The organism is Mesorhizobium sp. USDA 4132, assembly GCF_056279545.1.
This window is the reverse complement of the sequence record NZ_JBWCCP010000002.1, coordinates 339,133-358,464: the sequence shown is the minus strand read 5'-3', so window position 1 is coordinate 358,464 and position 19,332 is coordinate 339,133. Positions and strand designations below refer to the sequence as shown.

At 61.6% G+C, this 19,332-nt stretch carries 18 protein-coding genes and 1 pseudogene; 9 read left to right on the top strand and 10 right to left on the bottom strand.

Translation table 11 applies throughout. From position 1 onward, the window contains the following. Position 1 precedes the first annotated feature (1 nt). The 4 genes and pseudogenes from ACZ9IU_RS24480 (at position 2) to ACZ9IU_RS24465 (ending at position 3,248) form a co-directional block, all read left to right on the top strand. Positions 2-649 carry a dual specificity protein phosphatase family protein gene (locus ACZ9IU_RS24480; protein WP_051900634.1) on the top strand — a complete coding sequence of 216 codons (648 nt, stop codon included), beginning with the start codon at positions 2-4 and terminating at the stop codon, positions 647-649. Beyond that, positions 646-2,326: pseudogene (locus ACZ9IU_RS24475) on the top strand (Na/Pi cotransporter family protein). Before ACZ9IU_RS24480 ends, ACZ9IU_RS24475 begins: the two are co-directional and overlap by 4 nt. Before the next feature lie 28 nt (positions 2,327-2,354). Continuing rightward, positions 2,355-2,576 (top strand): hypothetical protein, encoded by a 222-nt coding sequence (locus ACZ9IU_RS24470; RefSeq protein WP_040125499.1) that lies wholly within the window; start codon positions 2,355-2,357, stop codon positions 2,574-2,576. 75 nt (positions 2,577-2,651) lie between these two features. After that, positions 2,652-3,248 (top strand): cation efflux transmembrane domain-containing protein, encoded by a 597-nt coding sequence (locus ACZ9IU_RS24465; protein WP_040125500.1) that lies wholly within the window; start codon positions 2,652-2,654, stop codon positions 3,246-3,248. A 418-nt stretch (positions 3,249-3,666) separates the two neighbouring features. Here the strand turns inward: ACZ9IU_RS24465 and ACZ9IU_RS24460 are convergent, their stop codons facing one another. The 4 genes from ACZ9IU_RS24460 to ACZ9IU_RS24445 all read right to left on the bottom strand — a co-directional run bounded on the left by ACZ9IU_RS24460 (position 3,667) and on the right by ACZ9IU_RS24445 (position 6,179). Then, on the bottom strand, positions 3,667-4,227 hold the full coding sequence (locus tag ACZ9IU_RS24460; protein ID WP_040125502.1) for a hypothetical protein: 561 nt from the start codon (positions 4,225-4,227) through the stop codon (positions 3,667-3,669). A 131-nt stretch (positions 4,228-4,358) separates the two neighbouring features. Then, entirely contained in the window at positions 4,359-5,018 is a 660-nt protein-coding gene (locus ACZ9IU_RS24455) for a transcriptional regulator (RefSeq protein ID WP_040125503.1), read from the bottom strand. Between the two features lie 653 nt (positions 5,019-5,671). After that, positions 5,672-5,956, bottom strand: coding sequence for a eukaryotic translation initiation factor eIF-2-beta/eIF-5 family protein (locus ACZ9IU_RS24450; RefSeq protein ID WP_040125504.1), 285 nt, complete (start codon positions 5,954-5,956; stop codon positions 5,672-5,674). 40 nt (positions 5,957-5,996) lie between these two features. Beyond that, the gene (locus ACZ9IU_RS24445; RefSeq protein ID WP_040125505.1) at positions 5,997-6,179 is read right to left on the bottom strand and encodes a hypothetical protein; all 183 of its coding nucleotides are present in this window, start codon (positions 6,177-6,179) and stop codon (positions 5,997-5,999) included. A gap of 486 nt (positions 6,180-6,665) precedes the next feature. On the opposite strand from ACZ9IU_RS24445, the gene ACZ9IU_RS24440 reads away from it, so the two are divergent. Continuing rightward, the gene (locus ACZ9IU_RS24440; protein ID WP_040125506.1) at positions 6,666-7,721 is read left to right on the top strand and encodes a LacI family DNA-binding transcriptional regulator; all 1,056 of its coding nucleotides are present in this window, start codon (positions 6,666-6,668) and stop codon (positions 7,719-7,721) included. A gap of 3 nt (positions 7,722-7,724) precedes the next feature. Here ACZ9IU_RS24440 and ACZ9IU_RS24435 read toward each other — a convergent pair whose 3' ends face one another. The 6 genes from ACZ9IU_RS24435 to ACZ9IU_RS24410 are packed head-to-tail and all read right to left on the bottom strand — an operon-like array spanning position 7,725 to position 15,864. Next, positions 7,725-8,783: a carbohydrate ABC transporter permease gene (locus tag ACZ9IU_RS24435; RefSeq protein ID WP_040125507.1), complete on the bottom strand. Its 1,059-nt coding sequence runs from the start codon at positions 8,781-8,783 to the stop codon at positions 7,725-7,727. 2 nt (positions 8,784-8,785) lie between these two features. After that, complete coding sequence (locus ACZ9IU_RS24430) at positions 8,786-9,781, bottom strand: carbohydrate ABC transporter permease (RefSeq protein WP_040125508.1); 996 nt, start codon at positions 9,779-9,781, stop codon at positions 8,786-8,788. Beyond that, on the bottom strand, positions 9,768-10,886 hold the full coding sequence (locus tag ACZ9IU_RS24425) for an ABC transporter ATP-binding protein (RefSeq protein ID WP_040125509.1): 1,119 nt from the start codon (positions 10,884-10,886) through the stop codon (positions 9,768-9,770). The genes ACZ9IU_RS24430 and ACZ9IU_RS24425 overlap by 14 nt, the downstream gene beginning before the upstream one ends. Beyond that, positions 10,874-12,238 carry a polygalacturonase PglB gene (pglB, locus tag ACZ9IU_RS24420; RefSeq protein ID WP_040125510.1) on the bottom strand — a complete coding sequence of 455 codons (1,365 nt, stop codon included), beginning with the start codon at positions 12,236-12,238 and terminating at the stop codon, positions 10,874-10,876. The genes ACZ9IU_RS24425 and pglB overlap by 13 nt, the downstream gene beginning before the upstream one ends. After that, positions 12,235-13,329: a beta-galactosidase BglB gene (bglB, locus tag ACZ9IU_RS24415; RefSeq protein WP_040125511.1), complete on the bottom strand. Its 1,095-nt coding sequence runs from the start codon at positions 13,327-13,329 to the stop codon at positions 12,235-12,237. The genes pglB and bglB overlap by 4 nt, the downstream gene beginning before the upstream one ends. Before the next feature lie 15 nt (positions 13,330-13,344). Then, on the bottom strand, positions 13,345-15,864 hold the full coding sequence (locus tag ACZ9IU_RS24410) for a hypothetical protein (RefSeq protein WP_040125512.1): 2,520 nt from the start codon (positions 15,862-15,864) through the stop codon (positions 13,345-13,347). Positions 15,865-16,057: 193 nt separating this feature from the next. Between ACZ9IU_RS24410 and ACZ9IU_RS24405 the strand changes: the two genes are divergently transcribed. The 4 genes from ACZ9IU_RS24405 to ACZ9IU_RS24390 all read left to right on the top strand — a co-directional run bounded on the left by ACZ9IU_RS24405 (position 16,058) and on the right by ACZ9IU_RS24390 (position 19,321). Next, positions 16,058-17,335, top strand: a complete 1,278-nt coding sequence (locus tag ACZ9IU_RS24405; RefSeq protein ID WP_040125513.1) for an ABC transporter substrate-binding protein — start codon at positions 16,058-16,060, stop codon at positions 17,333-17,335. 502 nt (positions 17,336-17,837) lie between these two features. Next, entirely contained in the window at positions 17,838-18,413 is a 576-nt protein-coding gene (locus ACZ9IU_RS24400; RefSeq protein ID WP_040125909.1) for a hypothetical protein, read from the top strand. Between the two features lie 60 nt (positions 18,414-18,473). Beyond that, on the top strand, positions 18,474-18,866 hold the full coding sequence (locus ACZ9IU_RS24395) for a hypothetical protein (protein WP_051900641.1): 393 nt from the start codon (positions 18,474-18,476) through the stop codon (positions 18,864-18,866). An 11-nt stretch (positions 18,867-18,877) separates the two neighbouring features. Continuing rightward, complete coding sequence (locus tag ACZ9IU_RS24390; protein WP_157885338.1) at positions 18,878-19,321, top strand: hypothetical protein; 444 nt, start codon at positions 18,878-18,880, stop codon at positions 19,319-19,321. Positions 19,322-19,332 lie beyond the last annotated feature (11 nt).

Here is a 19,332-nt window from a genome sequence, read left to right as displayed (position 1 = left end):
CATGTTGAGCACAAAGAACGAATTCATTGCCGAAAAAGATGAAGCGCAATCGCTCGAAAAGCTGAGCCTCATCTATGAAAAGCATCCGGCCTATGGTGTGGACCTCTACATCTCCGGCAAGGAAGGTGCGAGCGATCTACCCATGCTGCGCGAGCACGGCATCACCACTGTCGTCAACTGCGCAGTCAATCTTGACTTCAACTACGTGCAGCCAGCGACACTGGTTGCGGACCATGAGGGTAGTGTCTACGGGCCGGGGGAAATCCGTTACTACAAAATCGGCCTCATTGACGGCAGCGGAAATCCCGACACACAGATGCTCGCCGCCTATTACATTCTGAAAGCGGCGCTCGAGCAAGTTTTGCCCGAAAAGCCATCCTATCCGCGCCGCGAACAAGGCGGCGTGCTTATCAATTGCCGAGGGGGGAGATCCCGCTCCGTCGTCGTCGTCTCGCTTTTCCTGCACGCGACTTTGCCGCAGGAATTCCCCACGCTCGAAAGTGCCATCGCGTTTGTCCGGACACAGCGAAGGCTTCCCGAAAAAGAGTGGTACAAGGCGCCGAAGCCGGTGCTCATTGAGGCCGCCAGGCATGCGGCTACGTGGATTCTGGATATCGAGGGAAATTCGTGGCCGGTGCCTCCAAAATGACCTTCATCATCGCCATCCTCGCACTTGCAGGACACATCGCCCTTCTTCTCTGGGGCACGAGAATGGTCCAGACCGGGATCCAGCGAGCCTTTGGTCCCAGCCTGAGGTCGTTCTTGGGTCATGCCCTGAGCAACCGCTTCAAAGCATTTCTGGCCGGACTGGGTGTGACCGCGATCTTGCAAAGCAGCACGGCCACAGGCTTGATGGCATCGGGCTTTGCTGCTGGCGGGCTAGTCGATCTCGTGCCGGCGCTCGCTGTTATGCTTGGCGCGAACGTTGGAACGACCTTGATCGTTCAGGCCCTGTCCTTCGACGTCGCGCGCTATGTCGCCCGCGCTCATTCTCCTGGGTGCGCTGATGTTTCGCCGTGGTCAAAACCCGCAAATCCACGACCTGGGGCGTGTTTTTGTCGGTCTCGGCTTTATGCTGCTTGCGCTACACCAATTGCTTGCGGTGCTGACTGAATACGCGGACACGCCGGCTTTCGAAGCCGTGCTTTCGGCAATTTCCAAGACGCCCGCATCAAGCGTGATACTCGCCGCCATTCTGACCTGGGCAGCACATTCGAGCGTTGCCGTAGTCTTGCTCGTCATGTCTTTATGCAGCAAAGGATTGATCGATCCTTATCAGGCCTTCGCACTCACTCTCGGGGCCAATCTCGGCACAGCGATAAATCCGGTTGTGGAAGGCAATACCACGGGTGATTATTCCGCCAAACGGCTGCCTTTGGGAAACCTCGCAACGCGTCTTGCAGGGATTGGTATCGTCTTCGCAGCACTCTCACCTGTCGTCAGTTGGATGACGGCAATCGATACCGACGGCGCTCGGATAGTCGCGAATTTTCATACTGCATTCAATCTCATCGTCGCCGTCGCAGTCATGCCATTCCTTACGCCTTTCGCCAACCTTTTGGTCAGACTATTGCCGCAGAAGATCGACGCGACCGATCCTGGCCGTCCCCGTTATCTCGACGCATCTGCCAAAGAGACGCCGGTCGTCGCGTTGCAAGCTGCCGCTAGAGAAGTGCTGCGGCTTGTGGACATACTCGGCGACATGTTGGCGGGAACGAAAGCAGCTCTGACAAGCAACGATCGACGTGCACTTTCTTCCTTGCGAAAGATGGACACGATCCTGGACCGACTTAACAGGGCAGTGAAACAATATCTAACCTCGATTGATCGAGATGAACTCAGTGAGTCCGATCAACATCGGCTCGATGAAATTTTGATTTTTTCTACCGGCCTCGAAAACGCGGGCGATGTGCTTGACCAGAACGTCCTTCCCCATTTGGCCAAAAGGCTGCGCCGCGGCCTTAAGTTTTCGAAAGAGGGGCAGCGCGAACTGTCAGATCTGATTGACCGCCTCTCCACAAATCTCAGGACCGCCTCCGCATTGTTTATGTCTCAGGACGAACGTGTGGCCAGAATGCTTGCGGATGAAAAGATCGTCTTCCGCAAGGCGGAACGCGAAGGGATGAGCGACCATTTCAGGCGCATGCGAACGGGCGATCTAGATACCACCGAAACAAGCTCGCTCCACCTCGACCTGCTCCGCGACTTCAAGCAGATCAACTCACATCTTGTGGCAGCGACCGCCTATCCGATCCTCGAACGGCAGGGCGAATTGCTGCAGAGCAGAGCCATCCGCCAGGCGTCACCTGAATCCTCGTTTACGTGATGCGATTTCCTCTGATTGGCAGCAAACGATGCTCGTGCAATCGCTTCTCAACCTGACCGACGATCAACTGGAGGACGTGATGGGAGCTGTTGAAAACTGGTGCCGGAAGAACGAGAAGACGCTTGACAGCGAAATCGGACAGAAGGCGCTCGGCTTGGCTGCGAATATCAGGCGAAGCCGCGGCCTCACCCAAACCCAACTCGAGCAGATCCTCACTCATGACATGAGCGGGGACAATCAAGGATTCTAGAGGCGATGTCCACGGTATCGCGGGCTCAATGGTTGCGGGATAAAGTTACAAGTCAATTGCTGCGGAGCCAGGCCAGTGCTGAACCGATACCTCGACACTCCACTACGCAAGATCGCCGCCCTTGTGGCGCTCTTGAATCTGGGATACTTCGGGATCGAGTTCGCTGTAGCGCTCAAAATCGGCTCCGTGTCGCTGTTTGCGGACAGCGTTGATTTCCTTGAAGATGCTTCAGTCAACCTGCTGATCCTACTCGCGCTTGGATGGTCGCTCAAGAACCGGGCTCGCGTTGGGATCGCGCTATCGCTGACACTAATGGTTCCCGGCATTGCAACGCTGTTGGCCGCCTACCAGAGCTTCGTCGATCCAGCCCCTCCACAGCCCTTCCTTTTGACCATTACCGGTGCAGGAGCACTCGCGATCAACCTGTCCTGTGCCCTCATGCTGGCAGCGTTCCGTCACGAGAGCGGCAGTCTCACAAAGGCGGCTTTCCTTTCCGCACGCAATGATGCCCTCGCCAACATTGCCATCATGGGGGCGGGCTTCGTCATAAACTTTGTCTGGAACTCGGGATGGCCCGACCTAATCGTCGGCCTGGGCATCGCTGCAGTGAACATGGATGCAGCGAGGGAAGTCTGGGAGGCCGCCCAGAATGAATACCGCACTGCAGCTTAGGAAGGGTGGCGGAGCAACAAGACGCTCGTGAACGGGCTTGCTACCCTCGCTGAGGAGATCGCGGCCAAGGGCAGTACCATGCCGCCGAACTTCCGCCACGACCGACTGAGGTCGCTAATCGTTGAGCGCCTTGTCCGTGTCCAGGACGGAACACAAGCGTTCACGATACTGCCACTGGGGATCTTAGTTGGCCGCTACAGCATACTGGATGAATTGCAATCGCAGGGCGCCAAGTAGCTCCTATCGGATGATCGCAAGCGAAAAACCATTCAACAAACGCTGGAGATCCGGTCGATTGAAGAATTTACATTGCCTTGGTTTAGCGGACACACAGATCTCCCCGGTCTGGATTTACAAGCTTAGACTGGCACGGCGGTCGGATTGGAATTAGTACGGAAAGGTGGATCCGGTGACATATTCAGCGGTCGAACCGTTCCAGCATCCTCTTCAGTTGTGCATTCTGCAGCTGAAGCTTGCGCGTCAGCTGGTCGCGCAGCAGCCTGATCTCCTCATCAAGGCGGATTGCGTCACCAGAAACGGTGGGAAGGCCAGGAGAGGCTGGCGGAACGGCTTCACCCCCTGCCGCTGTCTTGCCCCGGCTTTTGCGCTTTCGCGTTGCACCTTCGCCAGTCTGCGAGGGTTTCGGTGCGTCGCGTGCGGCCGGGTTGGCGTTATCGGATAAGGCCGGATCAGCCGCCTCCACGGGCTTGGCGCCTTCGATATCTGCCGTGCCGTGAACACCGCCTGCCGTTTCTTTGGAATGATCCGGGTCCGCCGACACCGCCTCCGATCGACCGTAAGCGACCGGCTCTTCGTTGATCGGAGGATCCGCTGTGTTCAATCCGTTTTCAGCAGCGGTTTCTGTCGGTTTGGCGATAGCCAAGACGTTCGGCTTCACGTCATCGGCCGGCCCCTGTTCTTGCCTCTGCTGACGTCGCGGCGACACCAGCCGGGCAAGAAGTTTCCATGGAGACGCCATTTTATTCGACCTCGTATTCTACCCCACAGCCAGGCTGCGGCCAAAAGCCTTGGCGGCAGAACGAACCGCCGCCAAAATGTTCATTTCGATAAACATGAGAATGCGGCCGGCGCTTGACCGACGGCTGTCGATCAACCGAGGTTGAGCCGCTTTCGCAGATCGGCATTTTCAGCACGCAGCTTCTCGGCCAGCTGCTTGCGCAGTCTCTGGTTTTCCTCTTCCAGCTGCAGGAGATCCGCAAACTCGTCAACGACCGCCGTCGAAGGAGTAGCCGCCACCTGCACAACCTTCGGAGCACGTTTGACAGGCGCACGTTTGGCGCTTGGCGCACCTTCGTCGGACTTTGCCTTGCGTCCTCTCTTCGGCTTTGCAGCTACGGCATTCGAAGCCGCTGCCGGTTGCGCCGAAACTGCAGCTGAGGCCGTCTCAAGCGCCGCCTTTTTGGCGCGAGGTTTGCGCTCTTTCTTCGGCGCGGGCGCCGCTACGGCCGGCGTGTCAGCATCGCTTATCGTGTCAATATCGTCGGCCATTATGGTCTCCTGTAAAGCCGATGCATTTGTCTCCTGCTCGTTCGGCAGTGTCAACAACACTGCCGCCTGTTGTTCTGCGGGTACAAGCATTTCGCTGCTTCTGGTCTGAGGAGTTGAAGACATAAATGGCATTGCCTCGTCCCGCAGATCCTGCGCCACGGATTTGAGGTCCATGTCTCCCCAGATCGAGTTCGGATTGGAATTGAGTTTTCGCCGACCCGATCTGTACTCGACGGCAAAGCTGCGCTGGACTTTTTTCACTTTGAGAGGCCTCGGGTGTCTGCGGTGATGTGTTCGGCGACGCGTTCGGTATCGCAGCAAGGCTTGCAAATAGCCACTTTCGCGCCGGCAATCTATAGCCTTGGCGCAGCAGGCGACCCCTGCCCTCGCGACAAGACCGCTAACAAGCGTGGATCCCGCCATAAATGACGATGGCTCCAATGAAGAGCCCTGCTATCGCCAATGCGACGCAGCATCCGATCAGATCATCGTACCAGCTCCGAACTATGCTTTCGAACGGTCACTGCCACGACTCGTTTTCCGCGTTTCCATGCCGTTTCCAATGCTGTGATCACTGAAGACGCCGAACTACGCCACCGCTGTGGGAGTTCCAATGTGGACGCCCCAACTCCCGAACCGAGATGTAGACAGTGTCCTGGTGGGGCCTGCCTGGCTTCCAAATCCTTGATGACATTGCTGAACATCCGAACCTGACGCTGCCAGGAGACTGGACATCTAACGCTAGATGATCAGCAGGCTGTGGGCACTCGGCAACCGTGCCCCAATGACGGCACCCTGCAGCTGATCCAGGAACAACGGCCCGAAAGACCGCGGCCGGATCCGGAAGCAACGACGCCGCAGGCTTGAAAGCCGAGGGGAAAGCTATCGAACCCGGGCGGCGTCAATCCTGTGCGCTAGGGAGACAACCGTATCAAAGTTCCGTCCATCGCCGCAGCAATGATCGCCGCTGCGATCTGCCGGAGAGGTCCGCGGGCGATGAGCATCTCCGGCGGCGGGTGTTTTCCCGGACCCGGATCAATGAAGGCCGAACATTCGTGATCCAACTCCAGCATTGCTATGAACGATGTCGCGACAATCATTTCTCCGCAGGCAGCGCATCGCAGGATATACGAGCCGCCGTGGACGACCGATTCCGTTTTCTCCAATCCGCAAGCCCTACAGAGTAACATACTATTCATGGCCCAAATTTAACCGCGCACATTGCTTCTGATCATGAGGTCATGAGGCGATCGCCAGGATAACGGCGATGACGAGCAGCAAGGGCCCCATCCACCTGAAATGACGAACCACCGGCAACTTGTGCGCCGGATTTCGCGACAAGGACAGATAGCCAAAGCCCAGGGACGTCATCCACAGCCCGGCGCAAAACATGATGAACTCGTCGATATAGGTTGCGATCATCGCGGTTGCTCCTAGCTTTGAACGGCACCGTTAAAACCTGTATATTCACTCGCCGTCATCAGATAAAGCACCGGCGCGCGGACGGAAGGAAAAAGTGCAGAGCGTTCGACACTTCCGTGCGATACGGTCACGATGTCACTGTTGACCTCCAGGCTCCGCACCGTTGGTAATCATCGACGGCCAGAAAGCTGCTATAATTAATTGAGCTCCCATCACACGCGGACCGACGAGCCACCTATAGAAAGACGGTGCTTAGGGTGGAGACGAAGCGATTCCACAACAACCCGACGCAGATTTTCGGCGGAAGGCAGCGTCAAGATTGTCTTGCGTTGGACCGCTGCAAACATGCATGATGGAGAAGTTCATTGCATCAGCGGGGATGAGGCATCGCTCCGGCAACGGGTCCTGCGCGGAGATATCCAAATGGCCGACACGAACAATGTGAGACGTTGGTTGCTCGTATTGGCGCTTCAAAATCCGGCTTAATTGAAAGAAATTCGGTTGAAAGCCACGATAGGCTTGAAAGATGTGGCTCTGGATGCCGGTGTTTCGCTCAGTACCGCGTCCCATGTTCTCAACGGAACAGCGCCCATATCCATAGAAGTTCGGGAGCGGGTGCTTAAATCCGCGCAAAGGCTGGGATATCTGGAAAAGCGCCGAAGCCGGGCGACGATCGCCACGCTTCGCACGATCCTCCTGGCGATCACCAGCGAAGCGGCGCCTCACAGCGACGTCAATCTCGTCAGCTGGACGATGCTCAACAGCCTGCGCCAGGAATGCGACCGCCTCAGCATCCGTATCGTCCCTTTCGTCAGCGCCGGCAGCCGGATCGACGCGAGCGAGGTGCGCCGCATGGCGCAGGCCGAAAACGTCGACGGCATCGTCATCCTCAACGACGACCAGCCGGAATTGATCCGTGTCCTTGCCGCAGGTCGCATACCGCTCGTCATCCTGAATGGCGAGGACCCTTCGATGCTGGTCGATACGGTCACCGGTGAAAACCGCTTCGGCGCCCGCCAGGGAACCGAGCACCTGCTTTCGCTCGGCCATCGCCGTATCCTGCATTTGACCTGGAAGGGCAGGACCACCATCCGCCGCCGGTATGATGGCTACGCCGATGCGCATCTTGCGGCCGGCCTTGCCGTATCGCCGGAGATGATCGTCGAGGCGGAGGGATACGAGCCCCACCAGGGCGAGCAGGCGATCCGCCAATTGCTTTCCGAAGATAGCAGGCTGCGCGGCGCGACGGCGATCTTCTGCGCCGCCGACAACCTGGCGCTCGGCTGCCTGAGGGCGCTGGCGGCATTCGGCATGCGCGTGCCGGAGGAAATGTCCGTGCTCGGCTTCGACGATATCGTGCCCGGGGAGTTCAGCACGCCGTCGCTCTCGACGGTCCAGTTGCCGACCGACCGGCTGGGGGCGGCCGCAATCAGCCTTCTGGAACAGCGGCTCGTCGCCAACGATCCACTGCGGCCGGCCTACCGGCTGGAGCTCGGCTGCAAGCTGGTGCTGCGGGGCAGCGTCGCGCCGCCCCGCAGGTGAAGCTCACTTCATTCCGGTGCCGGCAATGCCGGTGGTGATGTATTTCTGCAGGAACAGGAAGACGACGGTCACCGGCGCCAGGCTCAGGAAGGTCATGGCGAGGATGTAGTTCCACTGCACGGAGAACTCCCCCTGGAAGGCGTTGAGCCCGACCTGCAGGGTGAAATTTTCGCGGCTGCTCAAGACGATCAGTGGCCAGAGGAAGTCGTTCCACCGCCACAGGACGGAAAAGATCGCCAGCACCGCGAGGGCCGGCGCCGTCAGCGGCAGGACGATGCGCCAGAAGATCCGGAACTCGCTTGCCGCGTCGACACGGGCCGCCTCGATGAGTTCGTCGGGAATGGTGAGCATATACTGGCGCAGCAGGAAGACGCCGGTCGGCGAGGCGATCGTCGGGATGATGATGCCCCAGAGACTGTCCACCAGGCCGACGCCGACGACGACCAGATAGGCCGGGACCATGACTACCGTCAGGGGGATCATGAGCGTCGAGATGATCAGCACGAAGATCGCCTTCTCGCCCCGGAAGCGGTATTTCGACAGCGCGAAAGCCGCAAGCGCGTTGACGACGAGCGTCAGCAGTGTTGCGACGAAGGTGACGAAGACCGAATTTTTCAGAAAGGTGAGGAAGTCGAACCTGGTGAGCGGATCGGTATAGTTCTCGGTCGCGATCGTAAGCCGCTGGACCGGCGACATGCTTTTGACGTCGACGCTGACCGGCGGTCCGGGATTGCTCGGATCGACCATCTGGGCTTTCAGCCCGATGCGCCGCACCATCGCCATCTCGCGCCGTTGGCCGTCGACGTCGACGGTCCAGAGGCTGAGCGGGGCGTCGAAACCCGGTACGGTCTGCTGAACCGCCGCACGCGGCAGCAGCGTCGGCGGAAAGCGGGTGATCTCGGCGGCGGGCTTGAACGAGGAAAGGCCCGCCCAGACTACCGGAATGAGCACGGCAAGCGTGCCCAGGATCAGCCAAGCCCAGGAGAGCATGTCGGTGGCGCCGATCCGGCCCGGCCGGCGGGTGCGGGTCAGGAAGGCGATGGGTGAGAGGCCTTGCGACATGGTCAGGACTCCATCTTGCGGCCAAGCCGCAGCTGTATGAGCGTCAGGGCCAGCAACACGAGGCCCATCAGCACCGACGCCGCCGAGGCGAGGCCGAAAAGGCGCAGGTCGCTGCCGAAGGCCATCTGGTAGATGTACTGCACGATGAAGCTGTTCGCGGTGCCGGGCCCGCCGCCATTGGTCAGCACCCAAGCTTCATCGAAGATCTGGACGGAGCGGATCATCAGAAGGATCAGCACGACGAGCAGGTTCGGCCCGAGAAGCGGAAGCGTGATCCGGAACAGCGTGCGTCGGGGCGAGGCAGCGTCGATCGAGGCCGCTTCGTAGAGATCCTTCGGAATGGCCTGCAGGCCGGCCAGAAGGATCAGCGTATAAAAGCCCATGTGGAACCAGACCGAAACCACCACTACGAAGAAACGCGACCAGCCGACGTCCAGCAGGAAGATTTCCGGCGGAACGCCGAGCATCTGCAGGAAGGCGTTGAGCAGGCCGTTGCGGTCCAGGAACCACTTCCAGATGAGGCCGATGACGACCGGCGACAGCAGGACGGGATAAAAGAACATGGCCCGGAAGAAACCGCGCGCGGCCATCGCCCGGTTGAGGATGAGAGCCGTCACCAACGCCACGAGGAGGGTCGCGGCAACGTTGAAGCCGACGAACCAGAGCGTGTTCCAGACCGCCGTCCAGAACAGGGATTCGCGGCAGCTCCCGGGACGAAGGTAGTCTTCGCACTGCAGGAGCTGGCGGAAATTGTCGAAGCCGACGAAAGGCCGCTCCGACACGAAAAGGCCGGTGCCGCCGGTAAAGGCGTAGCCGACCGCGATGGCGATGGGCAGGAAGGTGAAGATGCCGAAAAGAATGAGGTTCGGCGCGAGGAACAGATAGGGCATCCGCTTCCTGCCCATCAGCCGCTCGAACCCGTTGATCGGCGCCTCGACGATGCCCATGACGAAGTCGAGGGCACGGCCGCCGAGATCGGTCGCCTTAGGCGTGCTCATGGACATCACTCCGTTGGCGAACGGATTGCGGCAGAGCCAGGCCGCTATCGGGATCGAAGACGTGCACCCGGCCGGATAGCGGCATGATCCGCAGAAGGTCGCCGGGCCGCGGCGCGAAATGGCCGGTCTGGTGGACGATGATCTGTTCGTCCCGTCCCTCGAGCGTCCCGTAGACATAGGTCTCGGTCCCGAGGCTCTCGTGATACTGGACGACGAACGGCAGTCCTTCATCGCCGACCGAAAAATGCGCGGGCCGTATGCCGACAAGCACGGCCTGGCCTATCTTCGCCGCGGTGGGGTCGATCGACGCGGTGAGCGGAGCGCCGTAGCCGGCGTCGATCGTCACCCCGGTTTCGCCCATCGCCGTCACCTGGCCCTTGAGCATGTTCATCCGTGGGGATCCCAGGAAGCCCGCCACGAAGAGGTTCCTCGGGTTGTCGAAGAGTTCGAGCGGCGTTCCGACCTGCTCGATCCGGCCGGCATTGAGCACGACGATCTCGTCGGCCATGGTCATCGCCTCCACCTGGTCGTGGGTGACGTAGATCATCGTCGTTCTCAGCTGGCGATGCAGCCGGGTGATTTCCGCCCTTGTCTGTACGCGCAGCGCCGCGTCGAGGTTCGAGAGCGGCTCGTCGAAGAGGAAGATGTCCGGGTTGCGCACGATGGCGCGGCCGATCGCGACCCGCTGGCGCTGGCCGCCGGAAAGCTGCCGTGGCTTGCGATCCAGATAGGGCTCGATCGCCAGCATCCGCGCCGCCTCCCCGATCCGCGTCTCGATTTCACTGCGCTTGAATTTCAGGTTTTCGAGCCCGAAGGCGAGGTTCTTGCGCACGCTCATATGGGGATAAAGCGCATAGGACTGGAAGACCATGGCGATCTTCCGTTCTGCCGGCGAAAGCTGGACCACGTCGCGCCCGCCGATCTCGATGCCGCCGGCGCTGATGTCCTCCAGCCCCGCAATGATCCTCAGAAGGGTCGACTTGCCGCAGCCGGATGGACCGACGAAAACGACGAACTTGCCGTTGTCGATCGTCAGGTCGATGCCGTGCAGAACGGTCAGCGCGCCGAACGCCTTGGTGACATTCGTAAGTTTCAGATTTCCCATTCCCTGCTCCCGTCAGGTTCAGTCACTTTATGGACGACGCTCTCGACGTTCCAGCCTTCCGGTATCGGTTGCGGCCTCTCGAAATGCGCCTCCTCGATCGTAATCTCCTCTATGCCGGCGGTAAAAAGCGCCGGCATGCCGCCCGGGTAGTCGATAAGGCCGACCACCCGCCCGTCCGCGCCCTTCGTCCATGCATTCGCCCGGCCGGCAGCGTCCGCGCTCGGTGCGATATCCGCGTTGGTCGGCCTCAGATCATAACGAAGTCCGGTGCCGAGCGGGCCCTTCCGCTGCCGCAGTCGCAGCCGCGAGAGCCTGACGCCGTGGATTTTCGCGGCGGAAGTCGAAACGAGCGCGATCGCGCCGTCCATTTGGCCGCGCAGGTCCTCGACGACGAGATTTCGAACGGCGCCGGCCCGGCGGGTGGGGATGCGATCCACCACCGTCACCGTCAGCGCTTCGCCCGATCCCCAGAAGCCGTCGAGCGTCTCGTGGCAATCGACTTCTATCCGGGAGAAGCGGATATCGGTCATATGGCCGCCGTCGCGCGAAAACAGCCCCAGTCCCCGGTTTGAATCGTGGACGCGGCAGTCCTCGAAGACGACGCCGGTGAAATCGCCGTAGGATTCCGTGCCGATCTTGAGCGCGCAGCTGTTGCTTGCGACCAGGCAGCGGCGCACGAGCACGTTTTCGCATTCTCCGATCGCTTGTCTGTCGGGTCCGGCGCTGGTCTTCAGGCAGATGCCGTCATCCGCGGTCGCTATGTCGCAGTCCTCCACAACCGTATGCCGGCAGGCGTCGAGCACGAGGCCGTCGGTATTCGGCATGCGCCGGTTGTTCAAGATCTTTACGCCGCCGACATAAACGTCGTCGCAATTGACCAAATGCAGCGTCCACATCGGCGAATCGACGATTTCCAATCGCTCGATCCGGACGCCGCGGCAGGATTCGAAGACCACCACCCGCGGGCGGTATTCCGCCGGGACAAAGGTGCCCATCGCCTCATCGCTGCCGGCGATGAAATGTTCACCTCCGGCCTCGATCCGTCCTGGGCCGGTCAAGGCTATGTCCGTCGCGTTTCCTGCGACGATCATGGCACGGTTCGACTTCTCGGCGACAACCGAAACCGATGTCTGCGCGTAAGCTCCGTAGTCGGCGGCAGGGCGCAGGATCGCGCCCATCGCCAGATGAAGCTCGACGCCGGATTGCAGCCTCAGGCCGCGCGTATTGTGGATACCTTCGGCAAGTTCCACGCAGCCGCCGCCGCGCGCGGCCACCTGGTCGATTGCCGCCTGAATGCGCGCCGTCTCGTCCTCCTGCATGGGCTCGATGAGAAGGGGCGGGAACCTGTTCATGCGCCCTCCTCGCCCTCGAGCAGGACTTCCGTCAGAAGCAGCATCGTCAGCGCCTGTCCATAAGGGGTCGGCAGGTTGGGGATCCGACGATAGAAATCCAGATCGTGCCCCATCGGGGTGCCATCCGAAACGCCCTGGACAACGCCCTCGTCATCGACCTGTGAGAGCACGGCCGCCAGCGCGCGCTCCGCATGCACCCGGTTGGAGGCATCGAGGATGCCTGCATCGATGCCGCGCAGAATGCCGTAGGCGATCCCGGCCGTCGCCGATGTTTCGAGGGGAGATGTCGGGTCGTCGAGCAGCGTATGGAACATGCCGTCCGGGCGCTGCAGTCGCTTCAGCGAGCGCACCTGGCTCGCAAGCACGTTCGACAGGAAACGCTTGTCCTTTTCCTCGAGGTCGGGAACGAGCTCGAACAGTTCGGGAATGGCAACCGTGATCCAGGCGTTGCCGCGCGCCCAGAAGGCCCTGGCGAAATTGTGCCGGCCGTTGAAGGTCCAGCCGTGATACCACAGGCCGGTGACGGGGTCGGACAGATAGCGGGAGTGCACCATGAACTGGTAGACGGCCTCGTCGATCCAGTCGCGACGTCCGCAGGCAACGCCCGCCCGCGCCAGAAACAGGCCGGCCATAAACAGCGTATCGTCCCAGAGCTCGCCGTCGTTCAGCCGTTCCTTGACGACGTGCTGAAAGCCGCCGTCCTCGGTCTTCGGAAGCCGGTGGACGAGCCAGTCCGCCCAATCCTCGACGAGCGCACGGAAATCCGGCCGGTCGACGTGTTCGATAAGGATGGCGAGCGGTAACATCGGTGCCGTGCTGTTGATCTGCCGCGGCGGCAGGCCCCGGCCGATTTGCCGGCCGTACCAGGCGACGAGGTCGTCGATGGCCTTCCGGTCGTCGGCGGCAAGCGCGCGGCGCAGGAAGCCGTAGAGGCCGACGCCGACCTCCCAGTCCCATTCGTCGAACTGGATACCGCCGTCCGCATCGGCACCGGCAAGGCCTTCCTTGATGCCCTTGAGGCGGCTGAACGCAACCGCGACCTGATCGATCGTCTCCTGCAGGGCCGGTTTGTTGAGGGTCATCGAATCCATCGGTCGGAATGTCCTTTATGCATAGAATGGATGGTCGCCGTCGCCGGCGGTCGTGCTGTCATAGGTCAGGACCGGCACGGGCTGGTCGTGAATGAACGGCCGCGGCTCTCCGCCAACGGTGAATTCGCCGGCATAAGAGAGCGTCAGTATTTCGCGGTCCGGCGGCGAAAGGCTCAGCACCTTGTCGTCGATGTCGAACGAGACGGAGGTGGCGCGGATACGTTCGGCGAAACGACGGAAAGCGGCTTCGTCGCCGGCGCCCACGACGGCCGCCCAGCCGGTGAGCGCACCCTCGGAGCGCACCTCGCACCCGGCGGTCGCTCCGTCGGTGACGAGATCAAGCCCGTTCGTGGCGTAGAGCGCCGCGAAACCGCGGCCCGAGCGGGTGATGAGCCAGTTTCCGTCCATGACGACCTCATCCAGGCCGTCGCGACCAAGATAGGCATGGGTCCAGGCATGGCGCGTGCCTTCGGTGTCGGCGATCAGCAGGGCGACGTCGCGATATTGCATCACGCGCGGCAGGATACCGTTGCCGGCCCAATAGGACGGACGCTGCGTGCCCCAGGGGTCGTCTTCGCCGGGATGGTTGACCCAGAGCCTCGCCATCGGGTGGCCGGCAAGCCGGATATCGAGGACGTGCTGCTGGTGCCCCCGGCGGCCCGTCTTGTGATCGACCACGGTCGAGAGCTGCGAAGCTTCCGTCTTGAAAAGCACGAGCTTGCCGCTTTCGAGCCCCTGGGCGTAGCGCGCTTCTATCGAGCGTCCGGGCGCCAGCTGGGCAAATTCCGGCAGGTCGGCCGGCGGCGCGTAGGAACCGGCGCAGAACATCGGCAGGGAAGCGACGCCGCCGTTCAGCCAGCCGCTGCCGAACGCCACGCGGGCGAATGGCGCCAGCTCCGTCAGAGGCCCGGCCCGCAGCTCCTTGTCGTAGGCGCGCCCCTGCGACCCGGCGGGAACGCCCGCCAGCGTATGCAGCGCGATCATCCGGAAGATCAGATCCAGCTGATGGCGAGCGCGCGGGGCGATATCGTCCCCGCCCCAGCGTTCGAGGGCGAGCAGACCGATGAAATCCACCGGATAATAGGCTGCGGAATTCCACTCGGCGAGGCCGTGCGCCTCGACGCTGTCGAACCAGCGGCGAAGCCGGCCTTCCGCCAGCCGCGCTTGCTCGCGGCCCGTCCTGCCGGAAGCGGAGAACACGGTATCCGGCATCAACTTGCCGGCGATCAGCTGGCTGGTGTGGAAGCACAGGACATGGTTCTCGCTCCAGAACCACATGACGTCGTTGCCGGGCTCGTCCACCCAGTAGCGGTAGCCGGCGACGGAGGCGCGGATGTCTGCCGCCGTCTCCGGCGGCAAGACATGCTCATATTCGCCGAGGAGCCAGAGGAGCGGCACCATCACGAAATCCGAGCAGTCCTCCCGCCGGTCGATGATCTCGAGCGTGGCGGCGATGATCCTGTCCATCGCCTCGCGTTCGATCTCGCCCGCTGCAGCCATGGCGAGCACGCGGCCGATCCGCTCGGCGCCGAAACGGGCGCTGAAGATCAGCGCCTCACGCTTGCGATCGGCAAGGGTGGCGGCGGCTTGCGGCAGGACGAGGCCGCTCATGAAGGCCGCGTCAATGTGGCGGGCGACGGCCGCGGCGCCGGAACCGATCTTCAGCCTGATGCCGTGATACCCGTCCGGCAGGCCTTTGATTGCGGGAGCGACAAGCCGCGTCTCGACGGCACCTAATATCAGATCCGCCTTCGCCAGCACCGCCCGGTCATGACCATGGCTGTAGACCTCGATGCCGACCGGCAGATCGGCCCCCGGCGGGGTGTCGAAGAGAATTTCCAGCGGGCGGTCGACGAAAACGTCGGCGGCGGGCCGGATGGCGCGCGCGAGGAGCTCGAGCCCCCGGACCTCCTGCCGGTCCAGTGCGGTGGGCAGGGCGATGTCCAGCGGCTGGGTATCGGCCAACTCCAGCTCGAAGAACCAGATCGTGTCCCGCTCCGCCAGGTCTTCGGTCAGCACAAGGACGTCATTGTCGCCGGCCTTCAGCCTCAGGACGATCCCGGTCTCGCTCTCGACGTTGCGCCGAAAAGGCTCGAACCGCACCTGTTCCTCGCCATTGACCCAGATCCGCACGCCGCCGCAGGTTCGCAGCCGCATCGGGACGTGGCGGGCAGCCTCGGCGCAGAAACTGCCGCGCAGCCAGCGGCCGACATGGGTGGGCACGTGCCAGAAGCCGGTGAACTCGACGCGGCGGTTCGGCCCCGGCAGGTTCAGGGAGGCCGGCTTCCAGTCGTGCTCGGCACGGACTTCCCGTCCGACCATCTGCGCCTGGAAGGCCTTCCTGCAAGGCAGGTCGCCGACATCCACGAAGCCGTTGATGAAGCGGTAATTGACGCGATCTTCCGCCGGCGCCGGCTCACCTGGAAAATACACCTGGCGCAAATCCGAGACGACCCATGCGGTGACGGTTTCGCCCGGGGCGACATGATAGCTGGCGCCGCCGGAACGGCCTGCGGCTGCAGGTGAGTGCTCCATGACTGCCTCCCTCAGATCATGAAAATCTTTTCATAAATTGAATTCGCACGTCAGCTTTGTGAGCAGTTTCGAATTTAACGCGACAAGACAGCTTGACGTTTGGATTGTCAAGCTTCAAAAAGGAAAAATTCGAAGGAAAATCCGAAAGGAAATCTTCCGAATTGTGAAAATATTTTCATTGGGAGGATGAAAAATGCAGAGACTTCTATCAGGGATAGGTGCGTTCGTATTCTCGGCCTTCGCTCTTTCCGGCGCGGCCATGGCGGACGCCAAGACCATTACTTTCCTGTTCACCGACGACGACCAGGGTTATGTCGAGCGCATGGCCGCCTTGAGCAAGGAGTTCGAGGCGTCACATCCCGACGTCAAGGTCAATTTCGTATCGTCCGGCTATGACGCGGTGGTCAAGCAGCTGCCGGTCCAGCTGGCGGCAGGCAAGGGACCGGACCTCGCCAAGATCACAGATTGGCAGCTCGCGCCCTATTATCTCGACATGCGCTCCTACATGAAGGACCCGGACGCCTTCGCCAAGCTCCACGGGGACAGCCTCAACCAACTCCGCCTGCCCAATATCAACGATCCGAAGTCGATCAACGGCTACGTCGCGTCCCAGACACTGAACCTGCCGTTCGTCAACAAGACCTTGTTCGAGCAGGCCGGCGAACCGCTGCCCGGCCCGAAGGCCACGCTCAAGGAGATCGTGGAAGCCTCCGCCCGCGTCGCAAAGGCGACGGGCGCGCAGATCCCCTTCACCATGGACCGGTCGGGCCACCGCTTTTCCGGCGGTGCCTATTCCTACGGTTCGGTCTATGTCAAGGACGGCAAGTTCAACTTCCCGGATGCAGGCGCGCGCAAATATATCGCCGACCTCTATTCCTGGACCCAGAACGGCAGTTTCCCGAAGGAAATGTGGGGCGCGGCCGGCGGCTCGCAGTACAAGAACATGGGCGACGAGTTCGTCAACGGCAATGTCGTCACCTATCTCGCCGGCAACTGGATGGTGAACCCCTTCCAGAAGAAGATCGGCAACGCCTTCCAGTGGACGGCCATCAATGCACCCTGCGGCGACGCGGGTTGCTATGCAATGCCGGGCGCGACCGCGATCGTCGGCTTCAAGCGCACCGAACATCCCGAAGCGGTAGCACAGTTCATCGAATTTCTCGGCTCCGAAAAGGTGCAGCGCGAAATCGCCGAGAGCTATGTCATCCTGACCGGAGCGGACATCAAGAACCCGCAATACAAGATCTCCAGCGACGACGCCAAGGCATCCATGGCGGTGTTTCTGGACAACAAGAAGAACGTTCCGCAGGCCGCGCGCGATTTCGAACGCATGAAGGGCGGGACGGCGATCTACCAGCAGATCGTCCAGCGCATGAGCCAGCTCATCGTTGGCGAATTGAGCCTGGAGGAAACCTACAAGAATCTCGAGGCCGACGCCGGCAAGATCAATGAGGCGCTGGCAGCAAAGTGACGATCAGGCATGCCGGGTGGCGATGCAGCCCGGCATGCCTTACCGAAGACCTGAGGTAAGAACTGCTGCGATCGGGTGACAGGTGCTCGGCTGCCTGTCTCTCAGACCGGCAGCTAAAGGCCCGCCCCGGTATCAATTTCCAAGGGCCACGCGCCAGTCGCCCTCAGGCCGGCTCACCCGGCTGCGGCACCGACAGTGGTCATGCCGACCACCAGCAAAGCCATGATGATCAGCAGCCAACGCGCCTGATACACGCTCTCTTCCATCTGAACCTCCTTTTGAAGCCGCCGTGAACGCCGCGATTGCGGCCCAAGTTCCGCGTTCGCGGCCTTTTCCTCGTCGCACCGGACCTTGGTCGATGTCGCTCATGGTCAAAGGTCCAAGCCTGGATCGGACTGAAGCCCCAAGGCGGGAACATGCGCCGTCGGAAGCCAGTTTTCTCCACAGCTTCGGGAACGCGGTCGCGGTCAGAAGCATGTGGAAACTCAAGGAGATAAAAGACATGAACATGATCATGCGCGCGGCCTTTGCCGCGGCCCTTCTGGCGGGCACAACCCTGTCCGCATTCGCGCAAACCAGCAGCACCGTCGGAACCGGAGGAACCAGCGCCGGCGGCGGAACGTCCAGCAGCACGATTGGTACCGGCGGCAGTTCTGCCGGAGGAACGAATTGTGCGCCGGGCACCACCAACTGCAACTCCGGTTCCGCCTCGACCCTGGGTACCGGCGGGTCTTCCGCAGGCGGCGGCCAGTCGAGCAGCTCGGTTGGCACCGGCGGTTCGGCGGCAGGCTCGGGCAGCGGCTCCGGCTCGGCGTCGACGCTCGGCACCGGTGGCACGTCCGCAGGCGATGGCCAGTCCAGCAGCTCGGTCGGCACCGGTGGATCTGCGGCTGGCTCGGGTAGCGGCTCGGGTTCCGCCTCGACGCTCGGCACCGGCGGTACGTCGGCCAAGGACGGCATGTCGACCAGCTCCGTCGGAACTGGCGGCAGTTCGGCGGGCGCGGCCGGCTCGGAACACGGACAGGGCAAGAAGGCATGTCCTCCGGGCCAAGCCAAAAAAGACGGCGCTTCCTGCTAGTTCCATCCATCGGACGAGGGCGGATCGTTCCGCCTTCGCCCTATCAATAGGAGAGCCGAAATGACCTCGGCATCAATCGTATATAAGGGAACCTTCGCGCTGCCGCTGATCCTGACGACCTTTATCGCGATCTCGGCCTTTGCCACCGAAACCATCAAGCTTGACGACGGCACCACCTGCACCGTCATCGAAAGCACGGGCTCGACCGGCAATGGGACATCCACATCGGTCACCGCAGGCGGCGGCAGCGTTTCGTCCTCGACGACAATCGACGGCAAGACAACAACGATGAACTCGGGCGGCGGCTCGGCTTCGTCCAGCGCCGGTTCGTCCGTCACAACCGGAACGGCCGGCAATCAGGCTTTCTCGACGGCAAGCGTCACCCGCCCCGATGGAACCGTTATCACCCGTCGGTCAGACGGCACCTGTGACGTCACCAAACCGCAGAAATGAAGGAGATGGACATGTCGAAGAAACTATCACTGGCGTGCCTGGCGCTGATCGTCTCGGTTGCTACCACACCGGTGCTTGCACAGGACTGCAACGCTGCCGGCACGGTCGGCTCCGGCGGCAGCGCCGCCGCAGGCGGCACATCGGCAAGTACCCTCGGCACTGCCGGAGCCTGTCGGACCGACAGCGGCACGACATCCTCGATCGGCTCCGGAGGCAGTGCGGCGACGGCCGATGGCAAAGCCCGAAGCCAGACCAAGATCAACGAGAACCCGAACCAGCTGAAGGCGCAGTCGCGGGCGCAGGCCATGGACCAAGGCACCTTCAGCAAATCACAGACGAAGACTCGGGTTAAGGGTGACGAGCTGCAAAGCAAGACGCGCAGCATGTCCCACGTACCGGGGCAGAAGCCGGTCAAAAGCAACACCGAGAGCAATGTCGTTTTGCCGCAGCAGTGATTTGGTCATCG

What these genes read in the sequence shown, in the direction of transcription:
- ACZ9IU_RS24480 (WP_051900634.1), top strand. Translation starts at nt 2, where the DNA reads ATGTTGAGCACAAAGAACGAATTCATTGCCGAAAAAGATGAAGCGCAA.
- ACZ9IU_RS24470 (WP_040125499.1), top strand. Translation starts at nt 2,355, where the DNA reads ATGCTCGTGCAATCGCTTCTCAACCTGACCGACGATCAACTGGAGGAC.
- ACZ9IU_RS24460 (WP_040125502.1), bottom strand. Translation starts at nt 4,227, where the DNA reads ATGGCGTCTCCATGGAAACTTCTTGCCCGGCTGGTGTCGCCGCGACGT.
- ACZ9IU_RS24450 (WP_040125504.1), bottom strand. Translation starts at nt 5,956, where the DNA reads ATGAATAGTATGTTACTCTGTAGGGCTTGCGGATTGGAGAAAACGGAA.
- ACZ9IU_RS24445 (WP_040125505.1), bottom strand. Translation starts at nt 6,179, where the DNA reads ATGATCGCAACCTATATCGACGAGTTCATCATGTTTTGCGCCGGGCTG.
- ACZ9IU_RS24435 (WP_040125507.1), bottom strand. Translation starts at nt 8,783, where the DNA reads ATGTCGCAAGGCCTCTCACCCATCGCCTTCCTGACCCGCACCCGCCGG.
- ACZ9IU_RS24430 (WP_040125508.1), bottom strand. Translation starts at nt 9,781, where the DNA reads ATGAGCACGCCTAAGGCGACCGATCTCGGCGGCCGTGCCCTCGACTTC.
- ACZ9IU_RS24425 (WP_040125509.1), bottom strand. Translation starts at nt 10,886, where the DNA reads ATGGGAAATCTGAAACTTACGAATGTCACCAAGGCGTTCGGCGCGCTG.
- pglB (WP_040125510.1), bottom strand. Translation starts at nt 12,238, where the DNA reads ATGAACAGGTTCCCGCCCCTTCTCATCGAGCCCATGCAGGAGGACGAG.
- bglB (WP_040125511.1), bottom strand. Translation starts at nt 13,329, where the DNA reads ATGGATTCGATGACCCTCAACAAACCGGCCCTGCAGGAGACGATCGAT.
- ACZ9IU_RS24410 (WP_040125512.1), bottom strand. Translation starts at nt 15,864, where the DNA reads ATGGAGCACTCACCTGCAGCCGCAGGCCGTTCCGGCGGCGCCAGCTAT.
- ACZ9IU_RS24405 (WP_040125513.1), top strand. Translation starts at nt 16,058, where the DNA reads ATGCAGAGACTTCTATCAGGGATAGGTGCGTTCGTATTCTCGGCCTTC.
- ACZ9IU_RS24400 (WP_040125909.1), top strand. Translation starts at nt 17,838, where the DNA reads ATGAACATGATCATGCGCGCGGCCTTTGCCGCGGCCCTTCTGGCGGGC.
- ACZ9IU_RS24395 (WP_051900641.1), top strand. Translation starts at nt 18,474, where the DNA reads ATGACCTCGGCATCAATCGTATATAAGGGAACCTTCGCGCTGCCGCTG.
- ACZ9IU_RS24390 (WP_157885338.1), top strand. Translation starts at nt 18,878, where the DNA reads ATGTCGAAGAAACTATCACTGGCGTGCCTGGCGCTGATCGTCTCGGTT.